Origin of the sequence: Acidovorax sp. NCPPB 3576 (genome assembly GCF_028473605.1) — a bacterium.
Classification (GTDB): domain Bacteria; phylum Pseudomonadota; class Gammaproteobacteria; order Burkholderiales; family Burkholderiaceae_C; genus Paracidovorax.
Map to the genome: position 1 here is coordinate 4,416,707 of NZ_CP097267.1, position 14,824 is coordinate 4,431,530.

Below are 14,824 nucleotides of genomic sequence, written 5' to 3' on the forward strand. Positions count from 1 at the left end.
GGCCTCAGAAAGAAAAATCCTGGAAAGCGGCCGGCATCTCGGCCTGCATGGCCACGGCCTCCTGCGCCTCGTAAGTGGCCTTGTCCCACAGTTCGAAGTGGTTGCCCATGCCGAGCAGCATGGTGTCCTTGGTGATGCCTGCGGCCTGGCGCAGTTCGGGCGAGACCAGCACGCGGCCGGTGCCGTCCATGTCCACGTCCATGGCGTTGCCCAGGAAGATGCGCTTCCACCACTGGGCGGACATGGGCAGCTCGGCGATGCGCTCGCGGAATTTCTCCCATTCGGGACGGGGGAACACCATGAGGCAGCCGTGCGGATGCTTGGTGATGGTGAGTTGGCTATTGGCGGTCGCCGAGAGGACGTCACGATGCCGGGTAGGCACGGAAAGCCTTCCCTTTGCATCCAGACTCAGCGATGACGCCCCTTGAAACACGGAATCGAACCCCAGCTCGTTGTCGCGCCCGCGCATCCGGAATGGACGCACGAGGGCACTTTTCACCACTTAATTGCACTTTTTTGCACTGTATCAGGAAAAAAATACCGAGCCCCGCCAGGTGCAACAAAGTTTTGCAATGAAATCAACGACTTAGCACCGACAGTGCCAGTAGGGAATGGCCAAAATACCTTACTGCATAGGCACTTAGCCCAGGCTATGCAAGTGATACCTGAAGGCTATCGGGCAACCTGGAATCCCGCCAAGAAACCAGGCCCCCGCAACGCGGCGGAATCTTTTACAAGATATAGCGCGACAAATCCTCGTCCTGGCTCAGGGACTCGAGCCGCGCGTTCACGTACGCGGCATCCACCACCACCGTCTGGCCGGACAGGCGAGCGGCATCGAAGCTCACTTCATCGAGCAGCCGCTCCATCACGGTGGACAGCCGGCGTGCGCCGATGTTCTCGGTGCGTTCGTTCACTTCGAAGGCGATGGACGCCAAGCGGGTGATGCCCTCGGGCGCAAATTCGAGCGTGACGCCTTCGGTGGCCAGCAGGGCCTGGTACTGCTTGACCAGCGAGGCATGCGTCTGCGTGAGGATGGCTTCGAAGTCCTGCACCGAGAGCGATTCCAGCTCGACCCGGATCGGAAAGCGCCCCTGCAGCTCGGGGATCAGGTCGCTCGGTTTGCTCAGGTGGAACGCGCCCGAGGCGATGAACAAAATGTGGTCCGTCTTGACCATCCCGTACTTGGTGGACACCGTGGTGCCCTCCACCAGCGGCAGCAGGTCGCGCTGCACGCCCTGGCGCGAGATGTCCGAGCCGCTCGATTCCTGCCGGGTCGCCACCTTGTCGATCTCGTCGATGAAGACGATGCCGTTCTGCTCGGCGTTCTGCACCGCGCGGGTCTTCACCTCGTCCTCGTTCACGAGCTTGGCGGCCTCTTCGTCGGTGAGGAGCTTGAGCGCCTCGGCGATCTTGAGCTTGCGCGTGCGGCGCTTTTCCTGGCCCATCTGGCTGAACATGCCGCGCAGTTGCTCGGCCATCTCTTCCATGCCCTGCGGGCCCATGATCTCGAGTTGCGGCCGGGCGTCGGCCACGTCGATCTCGATCTCCTTGTCGTCCAGTTGGCCCTCGCGCAGCTTCTTGCGAAAGACCTGGCGGGCGGTGTTGTCGGCGGGCGGCGTGGCCTCGGCCGTGGCGGCGCCCCGCGCGGGCGGCACCAGCACGTCGAGGATGCGGTCTTCGGCCGCGTCTTCGGCGCGGGCGCGGCCCTTCTTCATGTCGCTCTCGCGCGCCTGCTTGACGGCCATCTCGACCAGGTCGCGGACGATGGAATCCACGTCCTTGCCCACATAGCCCACCTCGGTGAACTTGGTGGCCTCGACCTTGATGAAGGGCGCATCGGCCAGGCGGGCCAGGCGGCGCGCGATCTCGGTCTTGCCCACGCCGGTGGGGCCGATCATGAGGATGTTCTTGGGGGTGATCTCGTGGCGCAGGCTGCCTTGCACCTGCTGGCGGCGCCAGCGGTTGCGCAGCGCGATGGCGACGGCGCGCTTGGCGCTGGCCTGGCCGACGATGTGGTGGTCGAGTTCGGAGACGATTTCCTGGGGGGTCATGGACGACATGGGGACCTGCAATCAAATCAGCCGTCAGCGCATATTCTTCTAGGGCAGACAGCTATCAAAATAATAGTAACCGCCGGGGCGCTCAGAGCGTCTCGATGGTGTGGTTCATGTTGGTGTAGATGCACAGTTCGCCGGCGATCTCCAGCGACTTCTTCACCACCGCTTCGGCGCTGAGGTCCGTGTGGTTCAGCAGCGCCTTGGCCGCCGAGTGGGCATAGGCGCCGCCCGATCCGATGGCCACGATGCCCTGCTCGGGCTCCAGCACGTCGCCGTTGCCGGTGATGATGAGCGAGGCGCTGGTGTCGGCCACGGCCAGCATGGCCTCCAGGCGGCGCAGCACGCGGTCGGTGCGCCAGTCCTTGGTGAGCTCGATGGCCGCGCGCGTCAGGTGGCCCTGGTGCTTTTCCAGCTTGGCCTCGAACCGCTCGAAGAGCGTGAACGCGTCAGCCGTGGCCCCGGCAAAGCCGGCCAAAACCTTGCCGTGGTGGAGCTTGCGCACCTTGCGCGCGGTGCCCTTGACCACGATGTTGCCCAGGGTGACCTGGCCGTCGCCGCCGATGGCGACCTGGATGCCGTCCGCCGTCTGGCGGCGGACGCTGAGGATGGTGGTGCCGTGAAACTGTTCCATAGCGTTGGCATGTGGGGATGCCGGCGCGGTTTGCAACGGCCCATCCGCATGGGCGCTGCACCGGGCGCAAGGGCGGCGGTGCGCCCTGCGCCCAGGGGTCAGTTCTTGCGCGGAACGACCCAGGCGTGTTCGTTCACGCCGATCACGTTGAAGAACACCGCCACCAGCCGCTGCAGGTTGACGAAGTGCACCGCATGACCATGGGCCTGCTGCTCGGCCGCCCAGTTGAGGACCGATCCGGCCGCCGCGAAATCCACGCGCACCAGGCGGTCGCAAACGATGATCAGCGGCGCGCCGGGCTTGAGATGCTCTTCGAAGGGCGCCAGCAGCGGGACCGCATCGCCTTCGATGTGGCCCGACAGCGAGGCCATGGGCTCGGCGCTTTCCAGGCCCGCCGGCATGGACGATGGATCGCCATAGCCCGAGGCGTGCAGGTCGGCCTGCAACGCGGCCTCGGGCACGGGAGCCCCGCCGTCGTCACTGGAATAGCTGCACCGCGGAGAGATCCACGATGGGGGCGAGACCTCGTAGGTCACGCAGTAGTCGAGCGCCACCAGTTCGAATTCGTCGGGCCGGCCCATGAGGCGCAGCGCCGCCATGCGCAGGCGCCACCATTCGGGCGAGGTCTCCCGGTCGCCGGACTGCGTGCGGGATTCCAGCACCGTGTTGAGGGCTTCCACGCCGAAGAAGGACAGCTGCACCTCCTGCTCCGCCCACTGCGTGAACAGGTTGGCCAGCAGGGGCACGGCCGCCTCGTCTATGGTGGCAAGGCGCGACCAGGTGAGCGTCCAGGGCGGCGCGGAGCGGGCCAGCGATGCTTGCAGCGCCAGGACCGATTGCGCGGCCAGGTGGGTCGGCGAGTTCCAGCTGAACTCGCGCTGCGCAAAGCCCGCGGGGGCCGGCGCGGGCTGCGCCTGCAGGCCCAGCAGTTCCGGCATGGAAAACCACAGCGGCGCCGATCGGCTGAAGCGCGCCGCATACTCGATCGCCAGGGCGTCGAAGCGCTCGTGCTCCCCGATGGCGCGGTACAGGTCGAACAGCGTCATCCAGATCTCCAGCTGCTGCTGGGGATCGTCATGCTCGTGCTGCGCCAGCACTTCGAGCAGACCGGACTCCGCGCCGGCATGGTCGCCATTGGCAAAGCGGATGGCGGCTTCCTCGAGGTCGGGTTCGTGCACGAATTCCTCCGGTTCTGCAGGCGCCACCTCGGGCGCCGGTGGCGGGGCCTGTTCAGCGGGTGCCGGCACCGCCTGCGAAGGCGATGGCGCCGCGCCGGCCCCCTCGGGCGAGCCGGAGGGCAGCAGGCTCTCGCCCGAAAACAGCGGCTGCACGGCGGTCGGGGCCGACAGCGCGCCGGTCAGGCTGGCCGGCGCCGTGGGCGCGAACGCCCTGTCATGGGCTGCCGCCGCGGCCTCCGGTGCTGCCGGGGCCTCGCCCAGTTCGCTCGGCGTGGCGGTGTTCTTGCTTTTCCACCACTGCTGGGACATCTGCGCTTCGATCTCGTCGATCTTCTTGAGCGTGACGGCCCGGTCGTCGGGCGATGCCATGCTGCTTTGGAAGAACGAGGGGCGCGCGGTGGGGTCTTCGGTGCGCTGGCCCTGCAGGGCCTCGCGCTTGCGCAGCTTGCGCAACTGGTCGAACTCCCGGCGCCGCACGAAATCGTTGCGGCGCTTGCGCTCGATCATCTCCTTGAGCATCTGCTTGCTGTACTGGCTTTCGCGGTCGGCATCGATGGAATCGAGGTCGGTCCAGTTGACCGTGGGGTTGCGGACGAACCGAACCATCTTGGACAACAGGCCGGGGGAAGACTCTTCCTTGCTCATGGATGGTGGGTCAGGTCGCTCGCCGCACGAAAAAGAGAGAAAGCGCGAAAAGGGTCAGGTCAATCCCCGAACATCTTTTGCTTGAGTTCGCGGCGCTGCTGCGCTTCCAGCGACAGCGTGGCCGTGGGGCGTGCCAGCAGGCGGCCGACGCCGATGGGCTCGCCCGTCTCGTCGCAGTAGCCGTAGTCGCCCGCATCGATGCGGCCGATGGATTGCTCGATCTTCTTGAGCAGCTTGCGTTCGCGGTCGCGCGTGCGCAGTTCGAGGGCGTGCTCTTCTTCGATGGTGGCCCGGTCGGCGGGGTCGGGCACGACCACGGTGTCTTCGCGCAGGTGCTCGGTGGTTTCACCGGCGTTGTTGTGCATGTCCTGCTTGAGCTGCACCAGCTTGTGGCGGAAGAACGCCAGTTGCTTTTCGTTCATGTACTCGCTGTCGGGCATGGCGAGCACTTCGGCATCGCTCAGCTCTTCGGCGGACTTGGTTTTCCAGTTGCCGGCCAGCTTGGGATCTTTCTTGGCGGCCGCGACGGAATTTTGCAGGGTCGTAGGCATGGTGTGTGTGTAGCTGGCTTTGGCGGCGGTGGAGGCCACCGCGGGTGCCATGGATGGTACGGTCAATTGGGCCAAACGGGAAGATGGCCGGGGACTGCGCGCGGGTTCGCTGGACGGCCCCGCGGGTGCAGGCACGGGCACTGCGGCTTTGGGCTTTGCGGGCGCCTTGGCGGCCGCGCGGACGGTGCCGCTGGAGGGTGCCTTGGCATCCGCCTCGGGTTTGCTGGGTTCGGCTTTCACTTCCTGTCTCCTCGCAGTAGGGGCGGGCCCTGAGCACGCGACGCGGCTCCAGGGGCAGTAGCAGGCCTTCCGGCGTTTTACCGGGGCGCGATTGTATCGATCCAAATCCGTTGCGAACTGGAAAGTGGCAGATATCACACAAGCCGGTGCGGCAAGCCCCGAACGGGGCCCCGTCCTACTCGGCCAGGCACTGTTCCAGGCCTTGGAGAAAGATGTCCTTGGGCAGGTCGATGCCGATGAAGACCATCTTGCTCAAACGGTGTTCGCCTTCGGCCCACTGCGGGCCCAGGTCGCTGCCCATGAGCTGGTGCACGCCCTGGAAGATCACCTTGCGCTCGGTGCCCTTCATGTTCAGCACGCCCTTGTAGCGCAGCATGCGCGGGCCGTAGATGTTGACGATGGCGCCCAGGAAGTCCTCCAGCTTGGCGGGATCGAACGGGCGCTCGGCGCGGTAGACGAAGCTCTTGACGTCGTCGTCGTGGTGATGGTGGTGGCCGTGACCCTGGCCTTGCTGGTGCGAGGGGTGGTCGCAATGCTCGCCGTGCGCATGGTCGTGATCGTGGTGCTCATGGCCGTGATCGTGGCCGTGATCGTGGTCATGCCCGTGGTCGTCTTCCTTGAGGAAGTCCGGGTCGATGTCGAGCTTGGCGTTCAGGTTGAAGCCGCGCAGGTCCAGCACCTCCGCCAGCGGCACTTCGCCGAAATGCACCGCCTTGATCGGCGCGCGCGGGTTCATGTGCTTGAGACGGTGGATCAGCGCGTCGGTTTCTTCCTTGGCCACCAGGTCGGTCTTGGACAGGAAGATCTGGTCGGCGAAGCCCACCTGGCGGCGTGCCTCCTGGCGGTCGTTGAGCTGCTGGGGCGCGTGCTTGGCGTCCACCAGGGTGATGATGGAATCGATCAGGTAGGTCTCGGCGATCTCTTCGTCCATGAAGAAGGTCTGCGCCACGGGGCCGGGGTCGGCCAGGCCCGTGGTCTCGATCACGATGCGGTCGAAGTCGAGCAGGCCCTTGCGCTTCTTGGCGGCCAGCAATTGCAGCGTCTCGCGCAGGTCTTCGCGGATGGTGCAGCAGATGCAGCCGTTGCTCATCTGGATGATCTGCTCCTTGGATTCGGTGACCAGGATGTCGTTGTCGATGTTCTCTTCGCCGAACTCGTTTTCGATCACGGCGATCTTCTGGCCGTGGGCCTCGGACAGCAGGCGCTTGAGCAGCGTCGTCTTGCCCGAGCCCAGGAAGCCGGTCAGGATGGTGGCGGGAATGAGGGACATGGATGCTTTCAGGGAAGGCCGCCGCAGCCAGGGGCGCGGCGGAGGTGCGGGATCGGGGAGCGGGCCGAGCGGCCGCCCCGGGGACATGAAAGCAGTTTAGCGAAGCTGTCAAGCCCCCGCTGGCGAACTGTCACCCTTGGCGCACCCCGCCACCTCGGCCCTGGGTGGCCCGATCAGGCCGGCTTTCGCATCACAGCCAGGCCCTTGAGGTATTCGCCCTCGGGAAACTCCAGCGTCATCGGGTGGTCGGGCGCGCCGCCCAGGCGCTCCAGGATGAAGCCGTCCACCCCCGCATCCGCTCCGGCCGAGGCGACGATCTTGTGGAACAGGTCGGCGCTGATACCTCCCGAACACGAGAAGGTGTACAGCATGCCGCCCGGCTCCAGCAGCTGCAGCGCCAGGCGGTTGATGTCCTTGTAGGCGCGCGCGGCCCGGTCGGCGTGCGCGGCGGTGGGCGCGAACTTCGGCGGGTCCAGCACGATGGCGTCGAAGGTGCGCCCTTCCTTGAGGAACTGCCGCAGCGAGGCGTTCACGTCGGCATCGAGGAAATCCGCGCGGCCGGCCTCGAAGCCGTTCAGGGCGACGTGCGCCCCCGCGCGCTCCAGCGCCGGACCGGACGAATCGATCGAGGTCACGTGCCCCGCCCCGCCCGAGAGCGCCGCCACGGTGAACCCGCCCGTGTAGCAGTAGCAGTTGAGCACGCGCTGAAAGCCCAGGCGCTGCGTGGCGTCGGCAAATCGCTTGCGGCTGTCGCGCTGGTCGAGGTAGAAGCCGGTCTTGTGGCCTTCGGCGATGTCCAGCGTCAGGCGCCAGCCGTGTTCGCGGATCGTGAGGCCCGTCTCGCCCTCGCCGCGCAGCCAGCCGGTGGCCGGCTCCAGCCCCTCCAGCGCGCGCACGCTGGCGTCGGAGCGTTCGTAGAGGCGGGCGAGCCCGGTTTCCTGCAGCAGCGCGTCGGCGATCACGTCCTTCCAGCGCTCGGTGCCGGCACTGGTGAACTGCGCCACCAGGGTGTCGCCATAGCGGTCCACGATCAGGCCGGGCAGCCCGTCGGACTCGCCATGCACCAGGCGCACCCCATCGCTTTCAATGCCGAATCGGCCTCTGGCGCATATGGAACGCCGGCATATTGCTATCAAAAAAGAAGCATCGATGCGCTGGGCTTCGTCGAAGCTCCACACGCGTGCGCGGATGCGCGAGGTCGGGCTGAACGCGGCCCAGGCGAGGAACTGGCCTTCGTGCGATTCCACGCGCACGGTTTCGCCGCTGTCGCCGCCGCCCTTGGCGATGGCCGATTCGAAGATCCAGGGATGGCGGCGCAGCAGGGAGCGCTCTTTGCCGGGGTGCAGGCGGAGGGTTTTCATGCCCGCGATTGTGCGATGCCGTGACGAGAGGCCGCAAAGCAACATTTGAGCATTGTTGAGAAACATCCGTTCACAAATTCCTACCATCCATTCCATCTCCAGCCCCTGGCGGGAGACGCGCATCCAAGCCCACAAGCATTTCAAAAATTTCAGGGAGAAAACATCACATGCTGCACTTCGGTCCTTTGAAAGTCGCCACCCGCCTGGCCCTGCTCCTGGCCTTCCTGTGCCTGCTCGCCGCGGGCGTCGGCACCGCCGGCCTGCTGGGCATGGCGGGCTCCAATGCCGCGCTCGTGTCGGTCTATCACGACCGCGTCGTGCCGCTCAAGCAGATCAAGACCGTGGCGGACGCCTACGCCGTGAACGTGGTGGACACGGCGCACAAGGTGCGCGACGGTGCCATGACGCCCCCGCAGGGGCTCGACTCGATCGCCATCGCACGCAAGGACATCGACGCGCAGTGGTCGGCCTACCTGTCCACCCACCTGATCGGCGAGGAGCGCCTGCTGGTGGCCCAGTTCCGTCCGCTGCAGGTCGCAGCCGATGCCGCGGTGGCCCGGCTGGAAGACCTGCTGCGGGCCGGCGACATCGCCGGCCTGACCGCCTTCGCGGCGCGTGAGATGTACCCGGCGCTCGATCCGCTGCAGACGGTGCTGTCGTCCCTCACGCAGGTGCAGCTGGACACGGCGCAGGCCGACTACGAAGCCGCGGAAGCCGCCTTCCAGCGCACCCGCCTGTGGATCGTGGCGGCCGTGGCGCTGGGGGTGCTGGCCGCGCTCGGCTTCGGCTATCTCGTGGCGCGCAGCATCCTGCGCGAACTGGGCGCCGAGCCCGCCACCGCCGCCGCCCTGGCGCGCAGCGTGGCACAAGGCGACCTCACGGTGGCGATCGCCCTCGCCCCCGGCGACGACACCAGCCTGATGGCGCAATTGCGGCACATGCGCGACCACCTCGCCACCGTGGTGACCGCCATCCACGAAAGCGCGGAAAGCGTCTCGGCCGCCGCGTCGCAGATCGCCCAGGGCAACGGCGACCTGTCGGCCCGCACCGAAGGCCAGGCCGGCGCGCTGCAGCAGACGGCGGCGTCCATGGAGCAGCTCAGCGCCACGGTGCGCCACAACGCCGACAGCGCGCGGCAGGCCGACCAACTCGCAAAGACGGCCTCCGCCGTGGCCCGCGAGGGCGGCGCGGTGGTGTCGGACGTGATCCAGACCATGCGCGGCATCAACGACAGCAGCCGCCAGATCGCGGACATCACCGGCGTGATCGATGCCATCGCCTTCCAGACCAACATCCTGGCGCTGAACGCCGCCGTGGAAGCGGCCCGCGCCGGCAACCAGGGCCGGGGCTTCGCCGTGGTCGCGGGCGAGGTGCGGCACCTGGCCCAGCGCGCGGCCCAGGCGGCCGGCGAGATCAAGGGCCTCATCACCGCCAGCGTGGAGCGCGTCAACGCGGGCACCGCCCTGGTGGACCGCGCGGGCCAGACCATGGGCAGCGTGGTGAGCAGCATCGGCGGCCTGACAGGACTGGTCGGAGAGATCACCGCCGCCAGCCGCGAGCAGAGCGAGGGCGTGGACCAGATCAACGGCGCCGTGACGCAGATGGACCAGACCACCCAGCACAACGCAGCCATGGTCGAGGAAATGGCCGCCGCTGCCGCCGCCCTGAGCAGCCGGGCACGCGAGCTGCTGGCCTCGGTGGCGGCCTTCAAGCTGCCCCAGCGCCCGGTCCTGGCGGCCCCGCGCATCCCGCGGCGCCTGGTGCGCGGCTGATCACGCCCGGCGATCGGCCGCGGGCATCAAAGGCCCGGCATCGAAGGCCTCCCCCTCAATCGGTGGATTTCTTGCGGGCGCGCGGATGGGCCGCGTCGTACACCTTGGCCAGGTGCTGGAAATCGAGCCGCGTATAGACCTGCGTGGTGGTGATGTTGGCGTGCCCCAGCAGCTCCTGCACGGCGCGCAGGTCGCCGCTCGATTGCAGCAGGTGGCTGGCGAACGAGTGGCGCAGCATGTGCGGATGCACCGGCGTGGTCAGACCCGCCTGCTGGCTGCGCTGGCGCAGGCGCAGCCAGATCGACTGCGCCGTGAGCCGTTGGCCGCGCTGGCCCACGAACAGCGCCGCATCCAGCCGCGCCGAGGCCGCACCGCCGAAAGGCTGCGGGCGCTGCGCCAGCCAGATGTGCAGCGCAGCCAGCGCGGCTGCGCCCACCGGCACGCTGCGGCGCTTGGAGCCCTTGCCGAAGACATGCGCCTCGCCGGCCTCCAGGTCGATCCAGCCGCGCCCCTGGCGCTGGGTGTCGGGGCCGGGCGCGGCATCCAGCCCCACCAGCTCGCCCACCCGCAGGCCGCAGCCGTAGAGCAGCTCCACCATGGCGGCGTCGCGCGCCTCCAGCCAGGGGTCGCCACCGGCGTGTTCGAACTCGGCCAGGCGCACCGCATCGTCCACCTGGAGGGCCTTGGGCAGCGGCTTGGGCGCGCGCGGCGCCCGCACGCCCTGCACGGGGTTGTGCGGCACCAGGCTTTGCTGCCCGGCCCAGGTGAAGAACCCGCGCCAGCCCGAGAGAATGAGCGCGATGCCGCGCCCGCTGCGCCCGCCGCTGTGCATCTGTGCGACGAAGCGGCGGATGTGCGCGGTGGCCAGGCCCAGCAGCGGCACGCCCGCGCCTTCGGCGAAATGGGCGAGCTTTTGCAGGTCCAGCGTGTACAGGGCCAGGGTGCGGGCGGCCAGGCGCTTTTCCACGCGCACGTGCTCCAGATAGCGCAGCACGGCCGGATCGGTGGGCGCGGCGGTGGCCAGCGCCGGCGCGGCATCGGCGGTGGGCACCGGATCGGTCATGGCGGGCGGCGAATGCACGAAGAAAGACAGCAGGCGCCAGCGAACGAAGGGCCGGCGCCGCCCCTTCAGCGCAGGCGCGAGAGCGCGCCGCTGGCCAGTTCCGCCATGCGGGCGAGAAAATCCGTGCCCATGGCCGCATCGAAGCGCTGCGGATCGGCCGACCCCAGCACCAGCAAACCGAAGGCCGGCTCGGTGCTGTCGATCGCGCCCTGGCGCAGCGGCAGCAAGGCCAGCGACTGCACCTGCGATGCATCGGGCAGCCAGGCCGTCGGCTCGAACCCCAGGTTGGGGCCGCAAAAGGGCATGGTGAGCGACGAGGCGAAGGCGCGCGCGTCTTCGCTCGCACCCTCGGCATAGGCCGCACCGGCATAGGTGGGGGCCACGTCCCACAGGCGCAGCGCGGCCTGGGGCACGTCGAACAGGCGGCGAATGCCTTCCTCGACCACATGCGGCAGGCTGGAGGGGTTGCGGGCCTCGGCCAGCTCGCGCGTCCAGCGGTGGATCTTGTGGGCGATGGCCGTGTTCTCGTTGCTGTTGCGCACCATCTCCATGATGCGCTGCTCCAGGCCCTTGATCTTCTCGCGCAGCATCTCGGCCTGGCGCTCCTGCAGGCTCACGGCGCGCTGGCCGTGGGGGCTGGTGATCTGCACGCTGGCCAGCACCTCGGCATGGCGCTCGAAGAAGCCCGGCGTCTGCGCCAGGAACTCGGCGATGTCGTCTTCGGTGATGGGGGGAACCTGGGTGCTGTGGGGAATGGTCATGGTGTGTCGGGAATGTCGATCTGGCCTTCGAAGACGGTGGTGGCGGGGCCGGTCATGAAGACCGGGTCCGTGTCGCCGCCGTTCCAGGCGATGGTGAGGAGGCCGCCGCGCGTGTGCACGTCCACCCGCGCATCGAGCAGCCCCAGGCGGATGCCGGCCACCACGGCGGCGCAGGCGCCCGTGCCGCAGGCCAGCGTCTCGCCGGCGCCGCGCTCGTACACGCGCAGGCGCACCCGGGTGCGGTCCACGACCTGGAGGTAGCCCGCGTTCACGCGCTGCGGAAAGCGCGCATGGCGCTCGATGAGCGGGCCGGTCTGCGCGACGGGCGCGGTGTCCACGTCGTCCACGAGCTGCACCGCGTGCGGATTGCCCATGGAAACAACCGCTACAAAAACAATAGTATCACCCCCTAGTGAATCATGCGCCAGAGGCCATTTTTGCCCCAAGCCCTGCATGACGGGGGTGAGGCCCGTGGTGTCGAACGGAACGCGCGCGGGGTCGAGCACCGGGCGGCCCATGTCCACCGTCACGCGGCCGTCGGGGGTGAGTTCGGGGGCGATGTCGCCGGCGCGGGTGCGCACGCGGATGCGGTCGCGGGTGGTCAGGCCCTTGTCGCGCACGAAGCGGGCGAAGCAGCGCGCGCCGTTGCCGCACTGCTCCACCTCGCCGCCATCGGCGTTGTGGATGACATATTCGAAGTCGATGCCCTCGGCGGGCGAGGGTCGGACGGTGAGGATCTGGTCGGCGCCCACGCCGAAGTGGCGGTCGCCCAGGAAACGGTATTGCGCGGCGGTGAGGCCCAGGCGGCCCTGCGTTTCATCGATCACGACGAAATCGTTGCCCGCGCCCTGCATCTTGGTGAAGCGGATGTGCATGGGGCCGGATTATCGTCCCCCGGGCCAGGCCGCCATGTAACGGTTCCTACGGTTTTGCCTTCCGCCGGATCGCCAGGCGAGCCAACGAAGCGAGACGGCTGAAGGCCGATCCCTCTCAGCCGCTGGCCACCGCCAGCGCCGCATAGTCGCCCACCTGCAGCCCCAGGCCGGCCGGCACCAGCTGCACGCCGGCCGTGAGCGCGGGCAGATGGGCCGACACCTCGGCCTGCAGCATCGGCAGCAGGTAATCCTGGTGGTGCAGGAACACGCTGCCCCCGATGCTGATGCGCTGCAGGTCCAGCGTGGCCACCAGGTTGTAGAGCATGCGTCCCAGCACGCGGCACATGCCCGCCACCGCGGCGTGCGCGGCGGCATCGCCCCGCTTGGCCGCATCCACCAGCTGTTCGGCATCATGGCCGAAGCGGCGCGGCATCGAACTGCCGGCCACGAGGGATTCGACATCGCCCACGTTGCCGCAGCCGCACAGCGCATCGCCGGGCCCGTCGCTGGAAAAGCTGTGGCCCGCGTGGCCCGCATTGCCGTTCTTGCCGCGCAGCACCCGGCCGTCCACGCACAGGCCCACGCCCACGCCGGTGCTCCAGGTCACGTAGGCGCAGTGGTCCAGGCCCTGCAGCGCGCCCCAGCGGCGCTCGGCCAGCAGCGCGGCGACGGCATCGTTTTGCGCATGGACCGTGCCCAGCGCGGCCGCCAGCGGCGCCTGCAGGGGGATCTGCATCCAGTCGTTCGGCGCCTCGCGCCCGGGGCCGGCCAGGCCGCCGCAGATGTTGGGGGTGGCCAGTTCCACCTGGCCGTCACGCAGCGCGAAAGGCCCGCAGGACGAAATGCCGGTGGCCTGCAGTTGCGCGCGGGTGATGCCCGCTTCGGCGCAGGCCTCGTCCACCATGCGCAGGGCCTGCCGGGCCAGGGCGTCGGGCGCGCCGGTCTTGGCGGTGGGTTCGGTGCGGCGCGCCACCAGTTCGGCCAGGCCGGTGCCCGCGGGCGCCAGGGCGACGGCGATCTTCGTGCCGCCGATGTCGATGCATGCTCTCATTACCACCTCGCGTTCGTGCAGGGCCTGGGCCCGGCCGGCCCTCAAGGGCAGCGGCGGTCAACGGACGCAGGCTTTGCCCGCCAGTATCGGCGGGGCGGCGGCGGCGGCCTGTAGGCCAGGGCCGCCCGCCGGCGCGCCCGGCCGGGGCGTCCTCAGATGGAGTAGCCCAGGATCATCGCCACGCCCGGCTCCTTGTTCGGGCGGCTGAAGCTCTCGCGGCTCAGGCGGGCCATGGGCAGGTTGAACTGCTCGGTGGCAAACCATTTCTTGTACAGCGCGTCGATCTCGCGGCTGGAGTACAGGCGGTTCAGCGTGCGGTCCACCACGGCGCCCAGATCGGCATCGCCCTTTCGCATCATGATCGCGTAGGGCTCCACCGACAGCACGAACTGGCTCAGCGCCACCTTGTCCGCGGCCTTGTTCTTGGCGGCCATGCCGAGCAGCAGCGAATCGTCGTTGGCATAGGCGCGCACCGTGCCGTCCTGGAAGGCCTTGAAGGCCTCGGTGTCGGACGCGAACACCTTGAGCTGCATCTTCACCTCGTTGACGGCGAGTTGCGTCAGGAGCTTCTCGGACGTCGTGCCCTTGCTCACCGCCACGGGCAGGCCGGCGAGGTCCTGCAGCACATTCATCTTGGTGCCCTTGGGCACCAGAACGCGGATGCCCGCCACGAAGACGGTGTTGCTGAACGCCACGCGGTCTTGCCGGGCCTTGGTGTTGGTGGTGGAGCCGCATTCGAGATCGATCTCGCCGGCTTCGAGCTTGGGGATGCGCTCCGTGCCGCTCACCACCTTGTATTTCACGTCCAGTTCCTTGAGCTTGAGCGTGCGCTTGATCTCCTCCACCGCGGCCAGGCACAGGTCCACGGAATAGCCCGCGGGGGCCTTCTTGTCATCCAGGAACGAGAACGGCCAGGCCGCTTCGCGCACGCCCAGGGTGATGGAATGGGTTTCCTGGATGCGCTGCAGGGTGTTGGCAGGACCCTGGGCAAAAGTGGAGAACGGCGCAAGGGCGCAGGCGAGCAACGGCAGCAGCCGGGCGATGGAGCGGAACATGGAAAAACGAATTTCAAAGGAGCGGCCGGGACATCGGGCGCGCCCAGTGTGGCAAGGGCAGATGGAGATTTGGTGACAGGCGCGTGGCGGCCTCACACCCATTTGGCGATCAGGCTGGCCAGGGCGCTGAGCAGCAGCGTGCTGGTCAGCGGTATGAACCACTCGCGACCGAACAGCCGGAACCGGAAATCCCCGGGCAGACGCCCCATTCCCAGGCGCTGCAGCAACGGCGTGAGGCCGTTGATGAGCACCAGCGCGAGAAAAACGACGATCAGCCAGCGAAACATGGGCGGCAAGTGTAGGGCTTGCGG

The 14,824-nt window shown here is 68.1% G+C and carries 14 protein-coding genes; 1 reads left to right on the top strand and 13 read right to left on the bottom strand.

Annotated features, from left to right (window positions below):
* Positions 1–4: 4 nt before the first annotated feature.
* The 7 genes from mraZ to M5C98_RS20180 form a co-directional block, all read right to left on the bottom strand.
* Positions 5–433 carry a division/cell wall cluster transcriptional repressor MraZ gene (gene mraZ / locus M5C98_RS20150; protein ID WP_272553357.1) on the bottom strand — a complete coding sequence of 143 codons (429 nt, stop codon included), beginning with the start codon at positions 431–433 and terminating at the stop codon, positions 5–7.
* A gap of 298 nt (positions 434–731) precedes the next feature.
* Entirely contained in the window at positions 732–2,063 is a 1,332-nt protein-coding gene (gene hslU / locus M5C98_RS20155; protein ID WP_272549206.1) for an ATP-dependent protease ATPase subunit HslU, read from the bottom strand.
* An 82-nt stretch (positions 2,064–2,145) separates the two neighbouring features.
* Positions 2,146–2,691, bottom strand: a complete 546-nt coding sequence (gene hslV, locus M5C98_RS20160; RefSeq protein ID WP_272549207.1) for an ATP-dependent protease subunit HslV — start codon at positions 2,689–2,691, stop codon at positions 2,146–2,148.
* 98 nt (positions 2,692–2,789) lie between these two features.
* Positions 2,790–4,514 (bottom strand): STAS domain-containing protein, encoded by a 1,725-nt coding sequence (locus M5C98_RS20165; RefSeq protein ID WP_272549208.1) that lies wholly within the window; start codon positions 4,512–4,514, stop codon positions 2,790–2,792.
* A gap of 59 nt (positions 4,515–4,573) precedes the next feature.
* On the bottom strand, positions 4,574–5,305 hold the full coding sequence (dksA, locus tag M5C98_RS20170; protein WP_272549209.1) for an RNA polymerase-binding protein DksA: 732 nt from the start codon (positions 5,303–5,305) through the stop codon (positions 4,574–4,576).
* Positions 5,306–5,480: 175 nt separating this feature from the next.
* Positions 5,481–6,575 (bottom strand): CobW family GTP-binding protein, encoded by a 1,095-nt coding sequence (locus M5C98_RS20175; RefSeq protein ID WP_272549210.1) that lies wholly within the window; start codon positions 6,573–6,575, stop codon positions 5,481–5,483.
* Positions 6,576–6,748: 173 nt separating this feature from the next.
* On the bottom strand, positions 6,749–7,936 hold the full coding sequence (locus M5C98_RS20180) for a class I SAM-dependent rRNA methyltransferase (RefSeq protein WP_272549211.1): 1,188 nt from the start codon (positions 7,934–7,936) through the stop codon (positions 6,749–6,751).
* A gap of 167 nt (positions 7,937–8,103) precedes the next feature.
* Here M5C98_RS20180 and M5C98_RS20185 point away from each other — a divergent pair, with 167 nt between their 5' ends.
* Positions 8,104–9,708 carry a methyl-accepting chemotaxis protein gene (locus M5C98_RS20185; protein WP_272549212.1) on the top strand — a complete coding sequence of 535 codons (1,605 nt, stop codon included), beginning with the start codon at positions 8,104–8,106 and terminating at the stop codon, positions 9,706–9,708.
* A gap of 55 nt (positions 9,709–9,763) precedes the next feature.
* Here the strand turns inward: M5C98_RS20185 and M5C98_RS20190 are convergent, their stop codons facing one another.
* The 6 genes from M5C98_RS20190 to M5C98_RS20215 all read right to left on the bottom strand — a co-directional run bounded on the left by M5C98_RS20190 (position 9,764) and on the right by M5C98_RS20215 (position 14,800).
* The gene (locus tag M5C98_RS20190; protein ID WP_272549213.1) at positions 9,764–10,771 is read right to left on the bottom strand and encodes a tyrosine recombinase XerC; all 1,008 of its coding nucleotides are present in this window, start codon (positions 10,769–10,771) and stop codon (positions 9,764–9,766) included.
* Between the two features lie 65 nt (positions 10,772–10,836).
* Positions 10,837–11,532: a DUF484 family protein gene (locus M5C98_RS20195; RefSeq protein ID WP_272549214.1), complete on the bottom strand. Its 696-nt coding sequence runs from the start codon at positions 11,530–11,532 to the stop codon at positions 10,837–10,839.
* A complete protein-coding gene (gene dapF, locus M5C98_RS20200; RefSeq protein ID WP_272549215.1) occupies positions 11,529–12,407 on the bottom strand; it encodes a diaminopimelate epimerase in 879 nt (292 codons plus the stop codon). Before dapF ends, M5C98_RS20195 begins: the two co-directional genes overlap by 4 nt.
* 115 nt (positions 12,408–12,522) lie before the next feature.
* Positions 12,523–13,458: an ROK family protein gene (locus M5C98_RS20205; protein ID WP_272549216.1), complete on the bottom strand. Its 936-nt coding sequence runs from the start codon at positions 13,456–13,458 to the stop codon at positions 12,523–12,525.
* Positions 13,459–13,610: 152 nt separating this feature from the next.
* Positions 13,611–14,513 carry an amino acid ABC transporter substrate-binding protein gene (locus M5C98_RS20210; protein WP_272549217.1) on the bottom strand — a complete coding sequence of 301 codons (903 nt, stop codon included), beginning with the start codon at positions 14,511–14,513 and terminating at the stop codon, positions 13,611–13,613.
* 92 nt (positions 14,514–14,605) lie between these two features.
* Complete coding sequence (locus M5C98_RS20215; protein ID WP_272549218.1) at positions 14,606–14,800, bottom strand: DUF2905 domain-containing protein; 195 nt, start codon at positions 14,798–14,800, stop codon at positions 14,606–14,608.
* Positions 14,801–14,824 lie beyond the last annotated feature (24 nt).

Coding starts and splice junctions, on each gene's coding strand:
- hslU (WP_272549206.1), bottom strand. CDS start 2,063: ATGTCGTCCATGACCCCCCAGGAAATCGTCTCCGAACTCGACCACCAC.
- hslV (WP_272549207.1), bottom strand. CDS start 2,691: ATGGAACAGTTTCACGGCACCACCATCCTCAGCGTCCGCCGCCAGACG.
- M5C98_RS20165 (WP_272549208.1), bottom strand. CDS start 4,514: ATGAGCAAGGAAGAGTCTTCCCCCGGCCTGTTGTCCAAGATGGTTCGG.
- M5C98_RS20175 (WP_272549210.1), bottom strand. CDS start 6,575: ATGTCCCTCATTCCCGCCACCATCCTGACCGGCTTCCTGGGCTCGGGC.
- M5C98_RS20180 (WP_272549211.1), bottom strand. CDS start 7,936: ATGAAAACCCTCCGCCTGCACCCCGGCAAAGAGCGCTCCCTGCTGCGC.
- M5C98_RS20185 (WP_272549212.1), top strand. CDS start 8,104: ATGCTGCACTTCGGTCCTTTGAAAGTCGCCACCCGCCTGGCCCTGCTC.
- M5C98_RS20190 (WP_272549213.1), bottom strand. CDS start 10,771: ATGACCGATCCGGTGCCCACCGCCGATGCCGCGCCGGCGCTGGCCACC.
- M5C98_RS20195 (WP_272549214.1), bottom strand. CDS start 11,532: ATGACCATTCCCCACAGCACCCAGGTTCCCCCCATCACCGAAGACGAC.
- dapF (WP_272549215.1), bottom strand. CDS start 12,407: ATGCACATCCGCTTCACCAAGATGCAGGGCGCGGGCAACGATTTCGTC.
- M5C98_RS20205 (WP_272549216.1), bottom strand. CDS start 13,458: ATGAGAGCATGCATCGACATCGGCGGCACGAAGATCGCCGTCGCCCTG.
- M5C98_RS20210 (WP_272549217.1), bottom strand. CDS start 14,513: ATGTTCCGCTCCATCGCCCGGCTGCTGCCGTTGCTCGCCTGCGCCCTT.
- M5C98_RS20215 (WP_272549218.1), bottom strand. CDS start 14,800: ATGTTTCGCTGGCTGATCGTCGTTTTTCTCGCGCTGGTGCTCATCAAC.